Source organism: Streptomyces sp. NPDC086777, from assembly GCF_040702065.1.
In the GTDB taxonomy this organism is placed as follows: Bacteria; Actinomycetota; Actinomycetes; order Streptomycetales; family Streptomycetaceae; genus Streptomyces.
The window spans coordinates 285,304-302,215 of the sequence record NZ_JBFBJI010000006.1 but is presented as its reverse complement, the minus strand read 5'-3'; the positions used below and the strand labels follow the sequence as shown (position 1 = coordinate 302,215).

Sequence of the window (16,912 nt, the reverse complement as noted above, 5' to 3'; positions counted from 1 at the left end):
CATCCATCCTGCCGCAGGCCGACTGTCGGCGAAGCACCGAGGCCCGATCGGGTCGGGGTGTCTACGCTGGGTGGTGTTGTCGGGCAGCCGCGCCGCCGGAGAGAACCGGTGGCCTTACCAGCCGAGGATTCCCGTGAGTGACACCCCATTCGGTTTCGGCCTTCCGCCGGAGGAGCCGGAAGACGGCGACGAGGGCAAGACGAAGGACCAGCAGAGCGGTGGTGGGCAGGGACCGGCCAACCCGTTCGGTTTCGGCACACCCGGGGCCGGCGGCTTCGGCGGCCCTGGCGCCGACAATCCGTTCGCTGCCATGTTCGGTTCGCTGAACCCCACCGACCTGGGCGCGGCCTTCCAGCAGCTGGGCCAGATGCTCTCGTACGAGGGCGGCCCGGTGAACTGGGACATGGCCAAGCAGATCGCCCGCCAGACGGTCTCCCAGGGCACCTCGGACGGCGTCAAGGACGCGAGCGTGGGCCCCGCCGAGCGCACCGCGGTCCAGGAGGCCGTCCGGCTCGCCGACCTGTGGCTGGACGACGCGACGTCGTTGCCGTCGGGTTCCGGTTCGGCCGTGGCGTGGTCGCGCGCGGAGTGGGTCGAGGCGACGCTGCCCGCCTGGCAGGAGCTGGTCGACCCGGTCGCGGAGCGGGTCGGCGCCGCGATGGGCGACGTCCTGCCGGAGGAGATGCAGGCCATGGCGGGCCCGCTGATCGGGATGATGCGCTCGATGGGCGGCGCGATGTTCGGCACCCAGATCGGGCAGGCCGTGGGCGTGCTCGCGGGCGAGGTCGTCGGTTCGACCGACATCGGGCTGCCGCTGACCCAGGCGGGCAAGGCCGCGCTGCTCCCGGTGAACATCGAGGCGTTCGGCAAGGACCTCGGCGTGCCCAAGGAGGAGGTGCGGCTGTACCTCGCGCTGCGCGAGGCGGCCCACCAGCGCCTGTTCGCACACGTCCCGTGGCTGCGCTCGCACCTGTTCGGCGCGGTCGACGGGTACGCCCGCGGCATCAAGGTCGACACCGCCAAGCTGGAGGACGTGGTCGGCCAGTTCGACCCGCAGAACCCCGAGCAGCTGCAGGACGCGCTCCAGCAGGGCATGTTCCAGCCGGAGGACACCCCCGAGCAGAAGACCGCCCTGGCCCGTCTGGAGACGGCTCTGGCCCTCGTCGAGGGCTGGGTCGACGCGGTGGTCCACGCGGCCGCGAAGCCGCGTCTGTCGTCCGCCGACGCGCTGCGCGAGACGCTGCGCCGCCGCCGTGCCACGGGCGGCCCCGCGGAGCAGACCTTCGCCACCCTGATCGGCCTGGAGCTGCGCCCGCGCCGGCTGCGCGACGCCTCCCGCCTGTGGGCCTCGCTCACCGACGCGCGCGGTGTCGACGGCCGGGACGCCCTGTGGGCGCACCCGGACATGCTGCCGACGGCGTCCGACCTGGACGACCCGGACGGCTTCGTGCACCGCGAGCAGCTGGACTTCTCCGAGCTGGACAAGATGCTCGGCGAGGCCGCGCAGAAGCCCGACCTGCGCAAGAAGGACGCCCAGGACCAGGGTGAGCAGGAAAAGGGCGAGCAGGAAAAGGGCGACGACACCGAGTGAGCCTGTACGACGACGCGGTCCTCGTTCTCAAGGGGTACGAGGGCCAGGAGGAGCTGCGTCAGGCCTACCTCGACCACCTCGCGGCACACCCGGACGGCATGTGGAAGGCCTGTCACGCCGGCCATGTCACGGCCAGCGCGCTGGTGGTCGACCCCGAGCGCGGGCGGGTGCTGCTGACCCTGCACAGGAAGCTGCGGATGTGGCTGCAGATGGGCGGCCACTGCGAGCCCGGCGACGCCACCCTGGCGGCGGCCGCGCTGCGGGAGGCGACCGAGGAGTCCGGGATCCCCGGGCTGACGCTGCTGCCGGGCGGCCCGGTGCGCCTGGACCGGCATCCGATCCCGGCGCCCTGCCACCGGCACTTCGACGTCCAGTACGCGGCCCTCGCCCCGCGCGGCGCCGCCCACGCGATCAGCGACGAGTCCCTCGACCTGCGCTGGTTCGCCTACGACGAGGTCCCGGAGGTCGCCGACGACTCGGTCGTACGGCTGCTGGAAGGAACTCGCGCGCGGCTCTGACCTGGAGCTTCTGGAGTTTCGGCGCGTGTGTGAGGGGCGTCCGCACGGGCGGGCGCCCCTCACACACGGGCTCTCAGCTCCAGACGTTGCCCTGGTTCATCCCGCGCGCTCCCTGCTGGCCCATGCCGAACTGGGCGGCGATGCCCTGACCGATCTGGGCGTGCTGCGGCGGCAGCAGTTCACTCGGCTGGACCAACGCGAAGCCACTTCCCATGAAACTCAGCTCCCAGCCCTCCCCGGTGCTCCCGCGACGCCGCCACACGCCCGAGGAATGCGTCTGGGCCTGCATCTGGACGCGCAGCCCGGTGGACCAGGCGACGATCGCGTCGGCGTCGCAGTTCACGTACTTGTCGGGCGTGACCTGCATCAGCAGCGGCGCGCCCGAGGTCATCAGGGCGACCTGGCCGCGTCCGGTGATGTTGAGCTGGTACTTCCCGGACCCGGAGATGCCGTACAGGCTGTCGACGGCGACGACCTCGTAGTGCAGCGAGGAGTCCATGGCGAGGACGTAGCTGCTGTCCACGGTCAGGCCGTCCGGCTCGACGTCCAGGACGTGGATGTGCTGGGCGAGGTTGGCGAAGTAGACCGTGCCCTGCCCGTGGCAGCGCATCAGGTCCAGGCCCTCGCCGGTGTACGCACGCGCGCGTGCCTGACCGTGGCCCTGGTACTCGGCGTCGAACTCGACGAGCCCCTGGTAGGCGACCATGGTGCCCTTGCGGGCGAGGACGTCGTCGTGGCCCTCCAGGACCACCCGCAGCATCTGCTTGTTCTGCAGGCTGTAGCGGTCCCGGACCTGGGAGTCGTTGAAGGTGAAAAGCGGGCTCTGCATGGTTTCCTGACTCCCCCTCAGCCCCGGACCCGAAGTCGGTCGGTGCTGTCCTCGCTGGGCTGGACGACGACGATGCCCTGACCGGAGAAGGCCATCTGGAAGGCCTCGCCGCTGCCCCGGCCGATCAGCGACTGCGCCTTGAAGCTGCGCTTGCCCTTCACCTTGAGGTTCGGGGACCAGGCGACCAGCGCGTCCGGGTCGACGTACGTCTCGTCCTCGCCGCCGCCGCAGTCGACGACGATCGGCTTGCCGCGGGAGGTCAGCGCGACCCAGCCCTGCCCGGAGATCTTGGTGTTCCACAGGCCCTGCCCGGCGAACTTGGCGAGGCCCTTCACCCGTTCCACACCCCATGTGAGGTGGGCGTCGAAGGCGAGCAGATTGGTGGCGTTGACGGAGATGCCGTCGCCGTTGAGGTTGATGACGACGACGTTCGCGCCGTAGTCGGCGAGGTAGAGCAGACCGTCGCCGGAGCACTTCATCAGGGGCGCGCCCTCGCCGGTCATCCAGTCCCGGGCGATCTGGCGCACGGCCGGCGGGTTGGGCTCGTACTGCACGAAGCCCTCGTAGGCGACCATCGACCCCACGCGCGCGAGGAGGTCGTGCCCGGTCTGCATGGCGACCTTGAGCATGTGGTCGCCGTGGTTCTCCATGCGGGCGGTGACGGGTGCGGGGGCGTAGCCCGCGAGCGGCTGGTTCATGACGGGCTCCCTCAGACCTCGTACGGCTGGACGACGATGAAGTTGCCGGGGGCACCCCGGAACTGCAGGTTGACGCTCTCGCCGGTGTCGCCCGGGTAGGCGTTGCGCCGCATCCGCACCTGGCTGGAGACGATCACCTGGGAGGCCGCCGACCAGGCGACCACGGCGTTGCAGTCGGCGAACGTCGTCGGGGTCACGGGCAGCACGACGGGGGTGCCGTGCGTCTTGACCACGATCGTGCCGGTGCCCTGGAACTGCATCGTGAACAGCGCGCCGCCGGGGATGCCGTGCCCCTCGATCCGGCGGACCTCGTACTGGAGGCTCTCGTCGAAGGCGAGGACGCTCTCGGCGGAGACGCAGATCGCGTCGCCCTGGAGCTCGACGGGGTGCAGATGGGCGGAGTTCTCGGCGAAGAACACCTGGCCGTTGCCGGTGCAGCGCATCAGCTGCATCTCCTGGCCGGTGGCGTTGCCGACGATCCGGCCGGCGAATCCGGCGCCCTTGTAGCTGAAGTCGACCTTGCCCTGGTAGAGCACCATGCTGCCCTGCCGGGCCAGCACCGGCTGGCCGCCGATGCCGAGGTCGGCGCGGATGAGCTTGCTGTTCTGCGGCGTCCAGCGCTGCCCGGTGGCCGTCTCCTTGAACTTCTGGAGCGCGGCTCCGACCCCGGCACCGCCCTGCGGAGCGCCCTGCGGGACCGCGTAGCTCTGCTGCCCGGGGACCTGCCCGAACGGCGGCTGCTGGCCGTAGCCCGGGGGCGGGGCCGGGGCCTGCGGGTATCCGGGGGGCGGGCCCGGAGTCTGCGGGGGCGCCGGGGGCTGGCCGTAGCCGGGCGGGGCGGGCGGCTGGCCGTAGGGCGCGGGCGCCGGGGACGGGGGCGGCACCATGCCGGGCGCCTGCGGGGTCAACGGGGCGATGACGGTGGGCGCATGATGCACGTTCGAAGCCGGCACCGGACCGGGCGCCGGCGGCGGGGTGAAGCCCTGCGGGGCGGGTGCGGGCGGCGGGGTGGGCGTGGGAGCCGACCCAGGCGCGGGCGCGGAGGGAACGCCGAACGCGGGCGGCGCGAAGCCGGGCGCGGACCCGGTCTGCGGCTGCTGCGGTTCCGGCGCGGCGGGCGCCTCCTCCTCCAGCACCTCGCCGCCGAAGTTCTTCAGCAGCGCCTCCAGACCGCCGTCGAAGCCCTGGCCGACGGCGGCGAAGCGCCACACGTCCTTCAGGTAGAAGTCGCCGAGCATGACGGCGCGCTCGGTGGAGAACTCCGAGCCGTCGAAGGAGTACCGGGCCACCTCCTCGCCGCCCGCGACGATCCGGATGTATCCGGGTGCGACCTGCGACATCTGCCCGGCGCCGTCGACGGTCGCCGTGAACGCCAGCTTCTGGATCTGCGGCGGGATCCGGTCCAGCGTGACCCGGAAGGACTCCGTGTCGCCCGCCTGCGTACCCAGCAGCTGGATGGACTCCTCGGGCGACTTCGGCTGGTTGAAGAAGACGAAGTAGCGGTCGTCCGACAGCCGTTCGTCGGCGTCGAGGCCGAAGCAGCTGATGTCGAAGGTCAGCCCGGGACCGGAGATCTGCACACCTACGTACAGATCGGTACCGGCCGTGAGGTCACTGATCCTGGCCTTGTGGCCGCGTTGGAATTCCCTGGCCATGCGTTACGACCGTCCCCCATCCCGAATGCGAGTGCGTCGCGCCAGGCTAACGGCTAACTCGGACATCGGAAGAAGTCGGTACAGACCCGGTACACAACCGCGCTCAACGGTTCCGAAGCGAGCGTTCCCGGGGCGTGTCACTCATCGCGCGCGCCGGGCACGTGGGGCAGCCGGCCGGCCGCGGCCACCCCTTCGAGGTAGCCGCGGGCGCGCTCGGTCCGCGGGTACGCCTCCAGCAGCCGCCAGAACCGCGGTCCGTGCCCCGGCACCAGCAGATGCGCGAGTTCATGGCAGAGCACGTAGTCGACGACGTACTCGGGCATGCCCTGGAGCCGGTGCGAGAGCCGGATACTGCCCTCGGAGGGGGTGCACGAGCCCCAGCGGGTGTTCTGGTTGGTGACCCAGCGCACCGAGGCGGGGCGGGCCCGGCCGCCGAAGTACTGGGACGACAGCCACTCGGCGCGCTCGGCCAACTCGGTGTCGCCCAGCACTCGCTTGCTCTCCTGGGCGGCGAGTTTGTTGAGCATGACGGTCACCCAGCGTTTCTCCTCCGCCTCGGACATCCGGGCGGGGATCAGCACGACGGTGCGATCGCCCTCGCGGTACGCCGAAACGGTCCGGCGGCGCCGGGCGCTCCTGCGAACCTCGATCGCGCTCGCCCCCAAGCCGCTGGGCGGCTGGCTCGTCGTGCTGCGCTGTGGGTTTCCGGCGCGGTGCAGTGGGTCGGCGGGCACGCCCTGACGTTACCCGCTGCACACGGGGGAAGTCCCGGGTCCGGGACGGTTCGGTGCTGATCCCCCACCATGCGTCTGATTTGTACGACGAATACCCACTGCCTGTGGACAACTTTCGGCGCCGGCCGGGCGGCCCGGGCATGCTGGCACTGGTCGGCGGAGCGGGACCGGCTCCACCGGCACACGGGGACGTTCTGTGACCTTTCGACGGCTACGGGGGCCTGTCATGCATCCGTTGGTGAAGCCCGCGCTGCGGCGCGGCTGGCGCGACCTGAACACCGTGCAGTTCGGGATGACTCCCGCGCACGCGATGACGCTGGGGCCGATGGACACCGCGACCGGGAGTTTCCTGGACCTGCTCGACGGCGCCCGTGGGCTCGCGCTGCTACGGGAGGAGGGGCGCCGCATGGACCTGCCGGACGGCCATGTCGACGCGCTGGTGGAGCGGCTGTCCCGGGCCGGGCTCGTCGACGACGCACAGGGCGGCGGGCCCGCCGCGCAGGCCTTGCGGGAGCAGAAGGAGGTGCTGGAGCGGCTGCGTCCCGATCTCGCCTCGCTCTCCCTGACCACTCCGGAGCCGGGCGGCGCGATCGGCCGGCTGGCGGCCCGCCGGGCACTGCGGGTGCAGGTGCAGGGCGCGGGCCGGGTCGGTGTCACGCTGGCCGCGCTGCTCTCGGGCGCCGGCGTCGGCGGAGTCGACGTACGGGACGTGGGCCGGGTCCAGCCGTGGGACGTGGCGCCGGGCGGACTGCCGGCGGAGGCGGTCGGCGAGCGCCGTACCGAGGCCGCGCGCGGAGTCGTCCGGCGGGCGGCCCCGGCCCGCCCGCCTCGCGGTCCGCACCCGGCCGTGGCCGAGCCCGGCCTGGCCCTGGTGGTCGTCGCCCCGCGCGACGACGTCCTGGTGCACGCCCCGGACGCGCGCGCCGCCGAGCCGCTCATGGCCGCGGGGATCCCGCACCTCTACACGGGTGTCGTGGAGGGCACTGGTGTGGTCGGCCCCCTCGTCCTGCCCGGTGGGACGGCCTGCGCCCGCTGTCTGCACGAGCACCGCACGGACCGGGATCCGGCCTGGCCGCGCCTGGTCGCCCAGTGGCGGTCCGGGCAGGCCCGCCGGGTGGGCGCCTGCGATCAGACGCTGGCGGCGGCCGTGGCGGGACTGGCCGCGGCGCACGCCCTGGCCTTTCTCGACGGGGAGTCGCCGGCGGCCGAGGGGGCACGCTGGGAGGCGTCGGTGCCGGTTCTGCACTGGCACGCGCGGCCGGTCCGGCCCCACCCCGCATGCCCGTGCGGGGCTGCGGAGAAAGCCAAGGGGGAACACTCCTCAACCAACGGGGATCCACACGCGACAATGGTGGAGCAACGGCCGTCGGCGGAGCGAGGAGAGCACGCGGACGCGGCGCGGCCGACTGGGACTTGGAGGGCGCATGTCTGATCTTCCCCGCAAGGCGGTCACCCGGACCGCCAAACTCGCCGCGCTCCCGCTCGGCTTCGCCGGCCGGGCGACCTGGGGTCTGGGCAAGCGCATCGTGGGTGAGTCGGCAGAGATCGTCGGCCGGGAGCTCCAGCAGCGCACGGCCGAGCAGCTCTTCAAGGTCCTGGGCGAGTTGAAGGGAGGGGCGATGAAGTTCGGGCAGGCGCTGTCCGTCTTCGAGTCGGCCCTCCCGGAGGAGGTCGCCGGCCCCTACCGGGCGGCCCTCACCAAACTCCAGGACGCCGCCCCGCCTATGCCGACCCGTACCGTGCACGCGGTGCTCAGCGAACGCCTCGGGGAGGACTGGCGGGAGCTGTTCCTGGAATTCGAGGACAAGCCCTCGGCGGCGGCCTCGATCGGGCAGGTGCACCGGGCGGTGTGGCGGGACGGCCGGGCGGTGGCGGTCAAGGTGCAGTACCCGGGTGCCGGCGAGGCGCTCCTCTCCGACCTCACCCAACTCAGCCGTTTCGCCCGCCTGTTGGGTCCGCTGATCCCGGGTATGGACATCAAGCCGCTGATCGCGGAGCTGCGTGACCGGGTCTCCGAGGAACTTGACTACTCCCTGGAGGCGCGGGCCCAGGCGGCGCACGCGGAGGAGTTCGAGGGTGACCCCGACGTGGTGGTGCCCGGGGTGGTGCACCAGTGCGACCAGGTGCTGGTCACGGAGTGGATCGACGGCATACCGCTCTCCGAGATCATCTCGGCGGGTACCCAGGAGCAGCGCGACCGGGCCGGTCAGCTCCTCGCCCGCTTCCTGTTCTCGGGCCCGGCCCGCACCGGTCTGCTGCACGCCGACCCGCACCCCGGCAACTTCCGTCTGCTGCCCGGTGGGCCGGAGGACGAGGAGGAGTGGCGTCTCGGCGTACTGGACTTCGGCACCGTCGACCGTCTCTCCGGCGGCCTGCCCAGCCCGATCGGCGACTCGCTGCGGATGACGCTGGACGGTGACGCCGAGGCGGTCTACGAGCTGCTGTGCGCGGAGGGGTTCGTCAAGGAGTCCATAGAGCTGGACCCCGACGCCGTCCTCGACTACCTGCTGCCGATCATCGAACCGGCCCAGGTCGACGAGTTCACCTTCACCCGCAACTGGATGCGCAGCCAGGCGGCCCGCATCGCCGACCCCCGCAACCCGGCCCACCAGCTGGGCAAGCAGCTCAACCTGCCGCCGGCCTACCTGCTGATACACCGGGTGACCCTGAGCACCATCGGCGTGCTGTGCCAGCTGGGCGCGACGGTGCGGCTGCGGGAGGAACTGGAGGCATGGCTGCCCGGGTTCCTGCCCGAGGAGCTCGAAGAACTCGAAGAACCGGGAGAGCTCGAAGAACCGGGAGAGCTCGAAGTTCTCGGCCAGGTCGACGGGGCCGCAGCGGTCGAGGCAGGCAAAGAGGCGGGGGAAGTCGCGGAGGCCGAGACGGCCGTGGAGGCGCAGTAGGGGCGGTGTTCACCACCAGGACGAGTCGAGCCGGCCCTCGATCGCCCGGAGGTTGTCCCTGGCGCAGGCCTCGCAGAAGAACTGGCGGACGCCGTTCTCCACGGAGCAGGTCCAGGTGACGGGCGGGGGGCCGTCGGCCGGGGTGCCGCAGCGGGCGCACACGAGCGGGTGGGGCTCCGTGCCGGAGCCGCCGTGATCACTGCCTCCGGGAAGACTCGTCACCTGGTGACGATAACTCCGCCGCGGGTGGATCAGCGGGCACAACGCACCGCGGGGGCCGGTCCGTTCGGCCGGACCGGCCCCCGCGGGGAGCTTTCGCCTCCCGGGATCGGGAGGCCACCGCTTCAGGTGTACTGGGTTACTGCATCACGGCGATGGCGAGCGCACGGCGGGCACGCATCGAGGCGCGCTCGGCCCGGCGCTGCATCCGGCGAGCGGCCGCCAGGCGCACGGCCCGGCGTTCCTGCTCGGCCTCGTGCAGTCGCTCGTGCATATGCGCACGAGCGAGAGCTTCTGGGATGAGTTGCATCTCTCGGGTCCTGTTCTGACGCGAGCCGGTGTCGGTACCGGCAGTGGTGAAGTCTGGGATCGCGGAGCCGGCGGGCTCGCTGGTGGACGGCTTCATCGGGGCCTGCTTCTTGGGATCGTGCGTGAGGGGTCGGTCGATCGTTCCGAGGATGTTCATGCCGTGACCGGGTTCTTGCGCGGGCGGCCACGCGGCCGCTTCCGGGCGACGACGACGCCCTGGACGAACAGCTCGCCACCCCAGACGCCCCAGGGCTCACGCCGCTCCTTGGCCCCGGCGAGGCAGGCCTCGATCAGCGGGCAGGTGCGGCAGAGGGACTTGGCGTACTCGACGTCCGCCGGCGACTCGGCGAAGAAGACCTCCGGGTCGTAGGAGCGGCAGGGGACGGGTACGCCGAGGTTCTCGATGGCGTCGTCGAGCGCGGTGAGCGCGGTGAGCGGGATCAAGGTGGAGTCCTCCGTGAGGCCGGGCGGGGGGATCGTTTCGGAAGGCGGTACGGACGGGGCGTGCGCTTCGAGTTGCACGGCTGTTCTTCCTCGTCTGGTCGTTCCGGTCGGGTTGGACCGGTTGGCGGCTGGTACCGGGTTCTGCTCTTGCCCCGAGGCCCCTTCGGTCCGTTCTCCCCGTTCGGGGAAAACAGAAGGGCCGCGGATCCCGGATGGGGTTCCGCGGCCCTGAAGGCGCCGGCCTGATCGATCAGGCTGGATCACTCCAGGGTTCTGGCCCACGGAAGGCCCACATCAGGTGGTGCTGCGTCGTCTGCTTCCGGCTTCCGGCACCGGCTGCCGTAAAGGCATAGGCCTGCGCCTGTGCCGCTACTGCTTCCAGTGCCTTAGTCGGTCGCTCATTGCGCTCACGGACGGGAAGACCCGCGAGAGAAACGGAGGACGCCGGACGCACGGCAGGAATGCCGGACAGACCGGTGCCCAGGTTGGAGACGCCGAGCATGCACAGGGAGACGGCCGAGAGATCGGTCATTTTGGCCGCGCTGATGTTGGTCTCGATGCTGATCACTGGACTCGCCTCCTCTCGGCGTCTAGGGGACCGGTGTTGAGCCGATCCGCTCGGATATGCAAGTACAACACGGAACCGGGCCTTGGAGAAGGCCGCCGCTTCCGTGCCTAGAACCTATGGGGATTGCTGGGGCATGCGCAAACTATTTTTTCGACGAGTTCGCATCAGTCCCCCACTTGCTCTCCCCCGGGCTCCTGGCCTGCGCAGATGGCCAGGACATCGGCGCCGTAACGGTTGAGCTTGCGCACGCCGACACCGGGGATGCGGGCCAGCTCGCGGTCGTCGTCCGGAGCGCTCTCGGCGATGGCCATCAGCGTCCTGTCGGTGAAGACGCAGAAGGCGGGCTGGCCGCTGAGCCGGGCCTGGTCGGCCCGCCATTCGCGCAGCCGCTCGTAGAGGCCCTCGTCCATGTCGGAAGGGCAGCCGTCGCAGCGCATCAGCTTCATTTCGCCGGCGTCGGTCAGCGTGCGTCCGCAGACCCGGCAGCGGGCGGGGCTGCGCTGACCGCGCCGGGGCGCGGCCGCGGGGGCGCCGGTGAAGCCGCGTTCGACGCCTCCGCCGCCCGCGCCGCCACCGCGGCCGACGGTGCCGGTGGAGCCGGGGCGCAGGCCGTCCAGGAAGTGGCTGGGCCTGCGGCCGGGTCTGCCGCCGGGGGTGCGGGAGAGCGACCAGGAGACGTGCAGCCGTTCCCTGGCGCGGGTCACGCCGACGTAGAGGAGACGGCGTTCCTCCTCGATCTGCTCGTCCGTCTTCGCGTAGGTGATCGGCATCATGCCCTCGGCGACACCGACCAGGAAGACCACGTCCCACTCCAGACCCTTCGCCGAGTGCAGGGAGGCGAGGGTGACGCCCTGGACGGTCGGGGCGTGCTGGGCGTTCGCCCGCTCGTCGAGTTCGGCGACGAAGTCGGCGAGGGTGGCCGCGGGCCGGACGGCGGCGACGTCGTGGGCGAGGTTGACCAGGGCGGCAAGCGACTCCCAGCGCTCCCGGACCGCGCCGGAGCCGGCCGGGGGTTCGGTGGTCCAGCCCTCGCCGGAGAGGACGGCGCGCACCTGGGAGGGCAGGTCCACGGTGTCGTCGAGCAGCGCGTCGTTGCCGCCGAAGCGGGCCGCGGCGCGCAGGGCCACGCCCGCCTTGCGCACCTCGGGCCGGTCGAAGAACCGCTCGGCGCCGCGCAGCTGGTAGGGCACCCCGGCGTCGGCGAGGGCCTGCTCGTAGGTCTCGGACTGGGAGTTGGTGCGGAAGAGGATGGCGATCTCGGCGGCCGGGACCCCGGCGTCGACGAGCTCCCGGATGCGGCGGGCGGCGCCCTCGGCCTCGGCGGGCTCGTCGGTGTACTCGGTGTAGACCGGCTCGGGTCCGGCGGGGCGCTGGGAGATCAGCTCCAGCCGGTGGTCGGCGGCCCGGCCGCGGGCCTGGGCCAGCAGGCCGTTGGCGAGGTGGACGACCTGGGGTGTGGAGCGGTAGTCGCGGACCAGCTTGACCACGGTCGCCCCGGGGTGGCGGGTGCGGAAGTCGAGCAGGTGGTCGGGGGTTGCTCCCGTGAACGAGTAGATGGTCTGGCTGGCGTCCCCGACGACGCACAGGCTGTCACGGTCGCCGAGCCACAGTTCCAGCAGCCGCTGCTGGAGCGGGCTGACGTCCTGGTACTCGTCGACGACGAAGTGCTGGTACTGGGCGCGGACCTGGTCGGCGATGTCGTGCCGGTCCTGCAGGATGCCGACGGTCAGCAGCAGGACGTCCTCGAAGTCGATCACCGTGCGGTCGCGCTTGAGGTCCTCGTAGACCGAGTAGACCTGGGCGATCTCGGCGGGGTCGCGGGGGGCCTCCCGGCCGGCCTTCACAGCTGCAAGGGGGTAGTCGGCGGGGACGGTCTGGGTGACCTTGGACCACTCGATCTCGGCGGTGACGTCCCGCAGCTCGCCCCGGTCGAGGCGGATACGGCAGGCGGCGGCCGCGTCGGCGACGAGCTGGATCTTGCGGTCGACGAGCCGGGGCAGGGATCCGCCGACCGCCTTCGGCCAGAAGAACTGGAGCTGGCGCAGCGCGGCCGAGTGGAAGGTGCGGGCCTGCACCCCCTGGGCACCGAGCTGGCGCAGCCGGCCGCGCATCTCCCCGGCGGCGCGGTTGGTGAAGGTGACGGCGAGCACGCTGGACGGCTGCAGGATGCCGGCCCGCACCCCGTAGGCGATCCGGTGGGTGATCGCCCGGGTCTTGCCGGTACCGGCCCCGGCCAGCACGCACACCGGACCGTGCAGGGCGGTCGCCACCGCGCGCTGCTCGGGGTCGAGCCCTTCGAGCACCGCGTCGGCAGAGTCCGGTACCGGCGGGAAGAGGGAGGAGTGCGTTGCTGCTGTCACATGGCCATGCTGCCAGGTCGCCGGAGACGGCCGTGCCGGTTGTCCACAGGCGGCCCCGCGCAGTCGTACTGATACGACCCTGATACGACCGCCGATGCGTGCGACGGCCGGGCCCGTGCCGTGGGAATGGCGGGCGGGTCGCGTACGTTCCCACCCTGGACGACCTTCCCGACCTGCCGAAGGAGTGCGAGCGAGATGCAGGGCACTGTGACGATGTACAGCACCACGTGGTGCGGCTACTGCCGCCGGCTGAAGAGCCAGCTGGACCGCGAGGGCATCGCGTACACCGAGATCAACATCGAGCAGGACCCGGACTCGGCCGCGTTCGTGGAGAAGGCGAACGGCGGGAACCAGACGGTCCCGACCGTGCAGGTGGTTTCCTCCGACGGTGGTGCCGAGGTCGTCATGACGAACCCGAGCCTCGCCCAGGTGAAGCAGGCCCTCGGCGTCTGATCCCCGCGACGTGCGACCCCCGACAGCTCCGGTGGCTGATCGGGGGTCGTCGTGTTTCCGGCCCGGGGTCGCGCCGGACCTCTCCGGGCCGACCTACTCCTCTTCGCCCGGAGCGGCCGGCCGGTCCGCGTAGCGGCTGCGCATCGCGTCACTGGCCGCGGGGCCCGCGGTGAAGACGTAGTCGGTGCTGTCGTCGAGCCTGCGGCCGGTTGCGGCGTCGACGACGACGGGCTCGACCTCCTCGCCGCTGTGCGCGTCGACGAGGATCATGCTGCGTTCCGCCGGTGTGAGGCGGGAGTTGCCCCACGCGGCCAGGGCGACGATCACCGGGCGCAGGGAGCGCCCGAGTTCGGTGAGTACGTACTCGTGCCGGACGGGGCCGGTCTGGTAGGGCCGGCGCTCCAGCAGGCCGTCCGCGACCAGGGCCTTGAGCCGGGTGGTGAGCATGCTGGAGGAGATGCCGAGACTCTCCTGGAACTGGTCGAAGCGGGTGTAGCCGTCGAAGGCGTCGTGGAGGATCAGCAGCGTCCACCACTCGCCGACGTGCTCGACCGTCGTGGACAGCGGGCACTCCCGGTCCTCCAGCCTGATCCGGCTTGCCATGGCGGCCTCCCCTTCAGTTACTGCTAAAGTCGAAGTTACTCACTTCTATTTTAGCAGTTTCGGAGGGGGCGGCGTTCGCATGCGCGCGCCCCGGAACGGAGCACACCATGACCACGTCCATCAGCGAATCCCTCGAAGGCCGGCGCGCGCTGGTCACCGGTGGTACGAAGGGCACCGGGGCGGCGATCGCCCGGCGGCTCGCCGAGGCCGGCGCGACCGTGCTTGTCACCGCCCGCAACCGACCCGACGGCGTCGAGGAGAAGACGTTCATCACCGCCGACCTGTCCACCGCCCAGGGGGCCGCCCACGTCGCCGACGAGGTGGAGGCCCGCCTGGGAGGAGTCGACATCCTGGTCAACACCGTCGGCGGCTCCGAGGCCCCGGCCGGAGGATTCGCGGCGCTCGGCGAGGACGACTGGGCGAGGGAACTGGACACGAACCTGCTCGCCGCCGTCCGCCTGGACCGGGCGCTCCTCCCACACATGATCGCCACGGGCAGGGGCGCGGTCGTGCACGTCACCTCCATCCAGCGCCGCATGCCACTGTGGAACGGCACCCTGGCCTATGCCGCCGCCAAGGCGGCCCTCACCACCTACAGCAAGGGCCTGGCCAACCAGGTCGCCCCGCACGGCGTCCGCGTCAACTCCGTCTCGCCCGGCTTCGTCCAGACATCGGCCGCCGACCACCTCGTCACCCGGATCGCCCAGGAGGCGGGCATCAGCCAGGACGCTGCGCTGGGCCGGCTCATGGACTCCCTGGGCGGCATCCCGCTCGGCCGTCCCAACCGGCCCGAGGAGGTCGCCGAACTCGTCGCCTTCCTCGTCTCCGACCGCGCCTCGGCCATCGTCGGCGCCGAACACGTCATCGACGGCGGCACCACCCCGACCGTCTGAACCCGCCACCGCCACCGCCACCGCCACCGCCACCGCCACCGCCACCGCCACCAGGAGCGTCATGCACGACAGCCAGCCCCGCACCATCGCCCCGGACGACCTGCCCGAGGTGATCACCCGCTACCTCGCCGCGCACCGCGCCCACGACACCGCCGGCGCACTCTCCGCGTTCACCGACGACGGCATCGTGGTCGACGACGGCAGCACCTACCGGGGCCGCGCCGCGATCGAGCGGTGGCTGGACCGGTCCGCCACCGAGTTCACCTACACCATGCGCCTGACGAACGCACAGCAAGCCGGTCCGGACCGCTACGTCGCCACGCATCACCTCGAGGGCGACTTCCCCGGCGGCACCGTCGATCTCCACTACCGGTTCACGCTGCGCGACGGCCTCGTCGAGCACCTCACCATCGAACCCTGAGGCCGCCTCCGCCTGAGGCCGCTCCCGCGCCACCCGTTCCGGCCTGCCCGGGCAGCGCGGCAGGGCCGGCACCGATCCTGTCTCAGGGACCGGACTCGCGCGTGCCGCCCGGCTTGTCCCACACCACGGTGTAGCGGCCACAGCAGTCGGCGCCGGTACCGGCGGCCGGGGAGCAGGTGCGCGGTGGCCTGCCGCACCTCACCCCAGTTCATGATCGAGTCCTCGACGGGCATCCCGTCCGGTGCCCGCGTGCCGCCGCGCAGGCGCGCGTTCAGCAGGTTCGCGGGGACCGCGCAGCCGCTGACCACCCGGTCCAGCAGGGTGCGGTCGTAGGCCAGCCCGACGACGACCAGCCGGCCGCCGGGCTCGAGCAGCCGCACCAGCCGGTCGATCGCGTCGTCGAAGGGGGCGTGGTGGATGACGGCGACCGCGCTGACGAAGTCGTAGCCCCCCTCGTCGAGGAGGGCCCCGTCGAGGTAGTCGCCCTCGACGAAGGTGACGTTCCCGGCGTCCCGCTTCTGCGCCAGCCTGATCATCTCCGCCGACCGGTCCACGCCGGTCACCGACTCCGCCATGGTCGCGAGCCTGGCGGCGAGCAGGCCGTCGCCGCAGCCGACGTCCAGGGCGGCGCGGCAGCCGGCCGGCACCGCGTCGAGGACCACGGGGTGGTAGTGGACGTTGTGGTTCCAGTACTCCTCTGCGGTCATGACGGCCGTCTCAGACGAAGCTCCTCGTCGGCAGCGGCTTGCCGTACCACATCTCGATCAGGCGGGCCGCGATCGAGATGCCGTACGGCGGCAGGACGTCGCCGGCGTCGAAGGCGGCACCGAGTTCGTCACGGGAGAACCAGCGGGCCTCGTGGATCTCGTCGCCGTCGACGTCGATCTCGGTCGAGGTCGCGCGGGCCATGAAGCCGAGCATGAGGCTGGACGGGAACGGCCAGGGCTGGCTGGCGACGTACTCGACCGGGCCGACGGTGATCCCGGCCTCCTCGAAGACCTCACGACGCACCGCCTGCTCGATGGACTCGCCGGGCTCCACGAAGCCGGCGAGCGTGGAGAAGCGGCCCTCGGGCCAGTGCACCTGGCGGCCGAGCAGGATGCGGTCGTCCTCGTCGGTGACGGCCATGATCACGGCGGGGTCGGTGCGCGGGTAGTGCTCGGCGCCGCAGGCGGGGCAGCGGCGGATGTGGCCGGCGGCGGCGATGACCGTGCGCTCGCCGCAGCGGGAGCAGAAGCGGTGGGTGCGCTGCCAGTTCTCCAGGCCGACGGCGTGCACCATCAGACCGGTGTCCCGCGGGGACAGCAGCAGTCCGGCCTCGCGCAGGCCGGCCGGGCGCGCGGACTGGTCGATGCGACCGGGCAGGGCGTCCTTCTGGAGGGCGAAGTAGCTGACGCCGTCTTCGTCGGTGCCGAGGAAGTAGCGGTGCGCCTCGGTGAGGGGGGCCTCGAAGGAGGGCGTCATGACGAGCTCGGTGCGGCCGTCGGGCGTCTCGTCGATGAGGACCTGGCCGCCGGAGACCACGAAACAGCGGGTGTCGGGGTGGCTCCACGCCGCCGCGAGCCAGGCTTCGTCGAGCCGGTGGTGGGCGGCGCGGTCGATGCCGCTCGGGGCGGTGAGCGAGATGGGTCGGTCGGCGGTGTGGTCGGTCCAGGTGGTCACGGGTGCTTCCAACTCCCCCAGTGCAACGGATGTTTCAGCGGGCGGTTCAGCG

General features: G+C 71.8%; 19 protein-coding genes. 7 read left to right on the top strand and 12 right to left on the bottom strand.

The annotated features are described in order from the left end of the window. Positions 1–133: 133 nt before the first annotated feature. Both AB0472_RS11860 and AB0472_RS11855 read left to right on the top strand, forming a co-directional pair. Positions 134–1,591 carry a zinc-dependent metalloprotease gene (locus AB0472_RS11860; RefSeq protein ID WP_366355627.1) on the top strand — a complete coding sequence of 486 codons (1,458 nt, stop codon included), beginning with the start codon at positions 134–136 and terminating at the stop codon, positions 1,589–1,591. Further along, positions 1,588–2,109, top strand: coding sequence for an NUDIX hydrolase (locus AB0472_RS11855; RefSeq protein ID WP_366355625.1), 522 nt, complete (start codon positions 1,588–1,590; stop codon positions 2,107–2,109). Before AB0472_RS11860 ends, AB0472_RS11855 begins: the two co-directional genes overlap by 4 nt. A 73-nt stretch (positions 2,110–2,182) precedes the next feature. On the opposite strand, the gene AB0472_RS11850 is transcribed toward AB0472_RS11855, so the two are convergent. The 4 genes from AB0472_RS11850 to AB0472_RS11835 all read right to left on the bottom strand — a co-directional run bounded on the left by AB0472_RS11850 (position 2,183) and on the right by AB0472_RS11835 (position 6,025). Continuing rightward, entirely contained in the window at positions 2,183–2,938 is a 756-nt protein-coding gene (locus AB0472_RS11850) for an AIM24 family protein (protein ID WP_366355623.1), read from the bottom strand. A 17-nt stretch (positions 2,939–2,955) separates the two neighbouring features. Beyond that, positions 2,956–3,636, bottom strand: coding sequence for an AIM24 family protein (locus tag AB0472_RS11845; protein ID WP_366355621.1), 681 nt, complete (start codon positions 3,634–3,636; stop codon positions 2,956–2,958). Between the two features lie 11 nt (positions 3,637–3,647). Further along, on the bottom strand, positions 3,648–5,291 hold the full coding sequence (locus AB0472_RS11840; protein WP_366355619.1) for a TerD family protein: 1,644 nt from the start codon (positions 5,289–5,291) through the stop codon (positions 3,648–3,650). A 137-nt stretch (positions 5,292–5,428) separates the two neighbouring features. After that, positions 5,429–6,025, bottom strand: a complete 597-nt coding sequence (locus AB0472_RS11835) for a M48 family metallopeptidase (protein ID WP_366355617.1) — start codon at positions 6,023–6,025, stop codon at positions 5,429–5,431. 226 nt (positions 6,026–6,251) lie between these two features. Here AB0472_RS11835 and AB0472_RS11830 point away from each other — a divergent pair, with 226 nt between their 5' ends. Next, a complete protein-coding gene (locus AB0472_RS11830; RefSeq protein ID WP_366355615.1) occupies positions 6,252–7,457 on the top strand; it encodes a TOMM precursor leader peptide-binding protein in 1,206 nt (401 codons plus the stop codon). Further along, on the top strand, positions 7,450–8,928 hold the full coding sequence (locus tag AB0472_RS11825; RefSeq protein ID WP_366355613.1) for an AarF/ABC1/UbiB kinase family protein: 1,479 nt from the start codon (positions 7,450–7,452) through the stop codon (positions 8,926–8,928). The genes AB0472_RS11830 and AB0472_RS11825 overlap by 8 nt, the downstream gene beginning before the upstream one ends. A gap of 9 nt (positions 8,929–8,937) precedes the next feature. Here the strand turns inward: AB0472_RS11825 and AB0472_RS11820 are convergent, their stop codons facing one another. From AB0472_RS11820 to AB0472_RS11800, 5 genes are all read right to left on the bottom strand, one after another. Beyond that, on the bottom strand, positions 8,938–9,150 hold the full coding sequence (locus AB0472_RS11820; RefSeq protein WP_366355611.1) for a hypothetical protein: 213 nt from the start codon (positions 9,148–9,150) through the stop codon (positions 8,938–8,940). 136 nt (positions 9,151–9,286) lie between these two features. Further along, positions 9,287–9,613 carry a hypothetical protein gene (locus AB0472_RS11815; protein WP_366355609.1) on the bottom strand — a complete coding sequence of 109 codons (327 nt, stop codon included), beginning with the start codon at positions 9,611–9,613 and terminating at the stop codon, positions 9,287–9,289. After that, the gene (locus AB0472_RS11810) at positions 9,610–9,978 is read right to left on the bottom strand and encodes a WhiB family transcriptional regulator (RefSeq protein WP_010984500.1); all 369 of its coding nucleotides are present in this window, start codon (positions 9,976–9,978) and stop codon (positions 9,610–9,612) included. Before AB0472_RS11810 ends, AB0472_RS11815 begins: the two co-directional genes overlap by 4 nt. A gap of 172 nt (positions 9,979–10,150) precedes the next feature. Then, positions 10,151–10,468 carry a hypothetical protein gene (locus AB0472_RS11805; RefSeq protein ID WP_366355607.1) on the bottom strand — a complete coding sequence of 106 codons (318 nt, stop codon included), beginning with the start codon at positions 10,466–10,468 and terminating at the stop codon, positions 10,151–10,153. A 164-nt stretch (positions 10,469–10,632) separates the two neighbouring features. Beyond that, the gene (locus AB0472_RS11800) at positions 10,633–12,828 is read right to left on the bottom strand and encodes an ATP-dependent DNA helicase UvrD2 (RefSeq protein ID WP_366355605.1); all 2,196 of its coding nucleotides are present in this window, start codon (positions 12,826–12,828) and stop codon (positions 10,633–10,635) included. A gap of 195 nt (positions 12,829–13,023) precedes the next feature. Here AB0472_RS11800 and AB0472_RS11795 point away from each other — a divergent pair, with 195 nt between their 5' ends. After that, the gene (locus tag AB0472_RS11795) at positions 13,024–13,281 is read left to right on the top strand and encodes a mycoredoxin (protein WP_366355603.1); all 258 of its coding nucleotides are present in this window, start codon (positions 13,024–13,026) and stop codon (positions 13,279–13,281) included. A gap of 93 nt (positions 13,282–13,374) precedes the next feature. Here the strand turns inward: AB0472_RS11795 and AB0472_RS11790 are convergent, their stop codons facing one another. Beyond that, positions 13,375–13,884, bottom strand: a complete 510-nt coding sequence (locus tag AB0472_RS11790; RefSeq protein WP_366355602.1) for a helix-turn-helix domain-containing protein — start codon at positions 13,882–13,884, stop codon at positions 13,375–13,377. Positions 13,885–13,991: 107 nt separating this feature from the next. Between AB0472_RS11790 and AB0472_RS11785 the strand changes: the two genes are divergently transcribed. Beyond that, a complete protein-coding gene (locus AB0472_RS11785) occupies positions 13,992–14,777 on the top strand; it encodes an SDR family oxidoreductase (protein ID WP_366355600.1) in 786 nt (261 codons plus the stop codon). Positions 14,778–14,838: 61 nt separating this feature from the next. Further along, the gene (locus AB0472_RS11780) at positions 14,839–15,198 is read left to right on the top strand and encodes a nuclear transport factor 2 family protein (protein ID WP_366355598.1); all 360 of its coding nucleotides are present in this window, start codon (positions 14,839–14,841) and stop codon (positions 15,196–15,198) included. Here AB0472_RS11780 and AB0472_RS11775 read toward each other — a convergent pair. After that, positions 15,144–15,905 (bottom strand): class I SAM-dependent methyltransferase, encoded by a 762-nt coding sequence (locus AB0472_RS11775; RefSeq protein WP_366355596.1) that lies wholly within the window; start codon positions 15,903–15,905, stop codon positions 15,144–15,146. The two genes, AB0472_RS11780 and AB0472_RS11775, sit on opposite strands and share 55 nt — an antisense overlap. 10 nt (positions 15,906–15,915) lie before the next feature. After that, positions 15,916–16,860 carry an NAD(+) diphosphatase gene (gene nudC / locus AB0472_RS11770; protein WP_366355594.1) on the bottom strand — a complete coding sequence of 315 codons (945 nt, stop codon included), beginning with the start codon at positions 16,858–16,860 and terminating at the stop codon, positions 15,916–15,918. Positions 16,861–16,912: the final 52 nt, after the last annotated feature.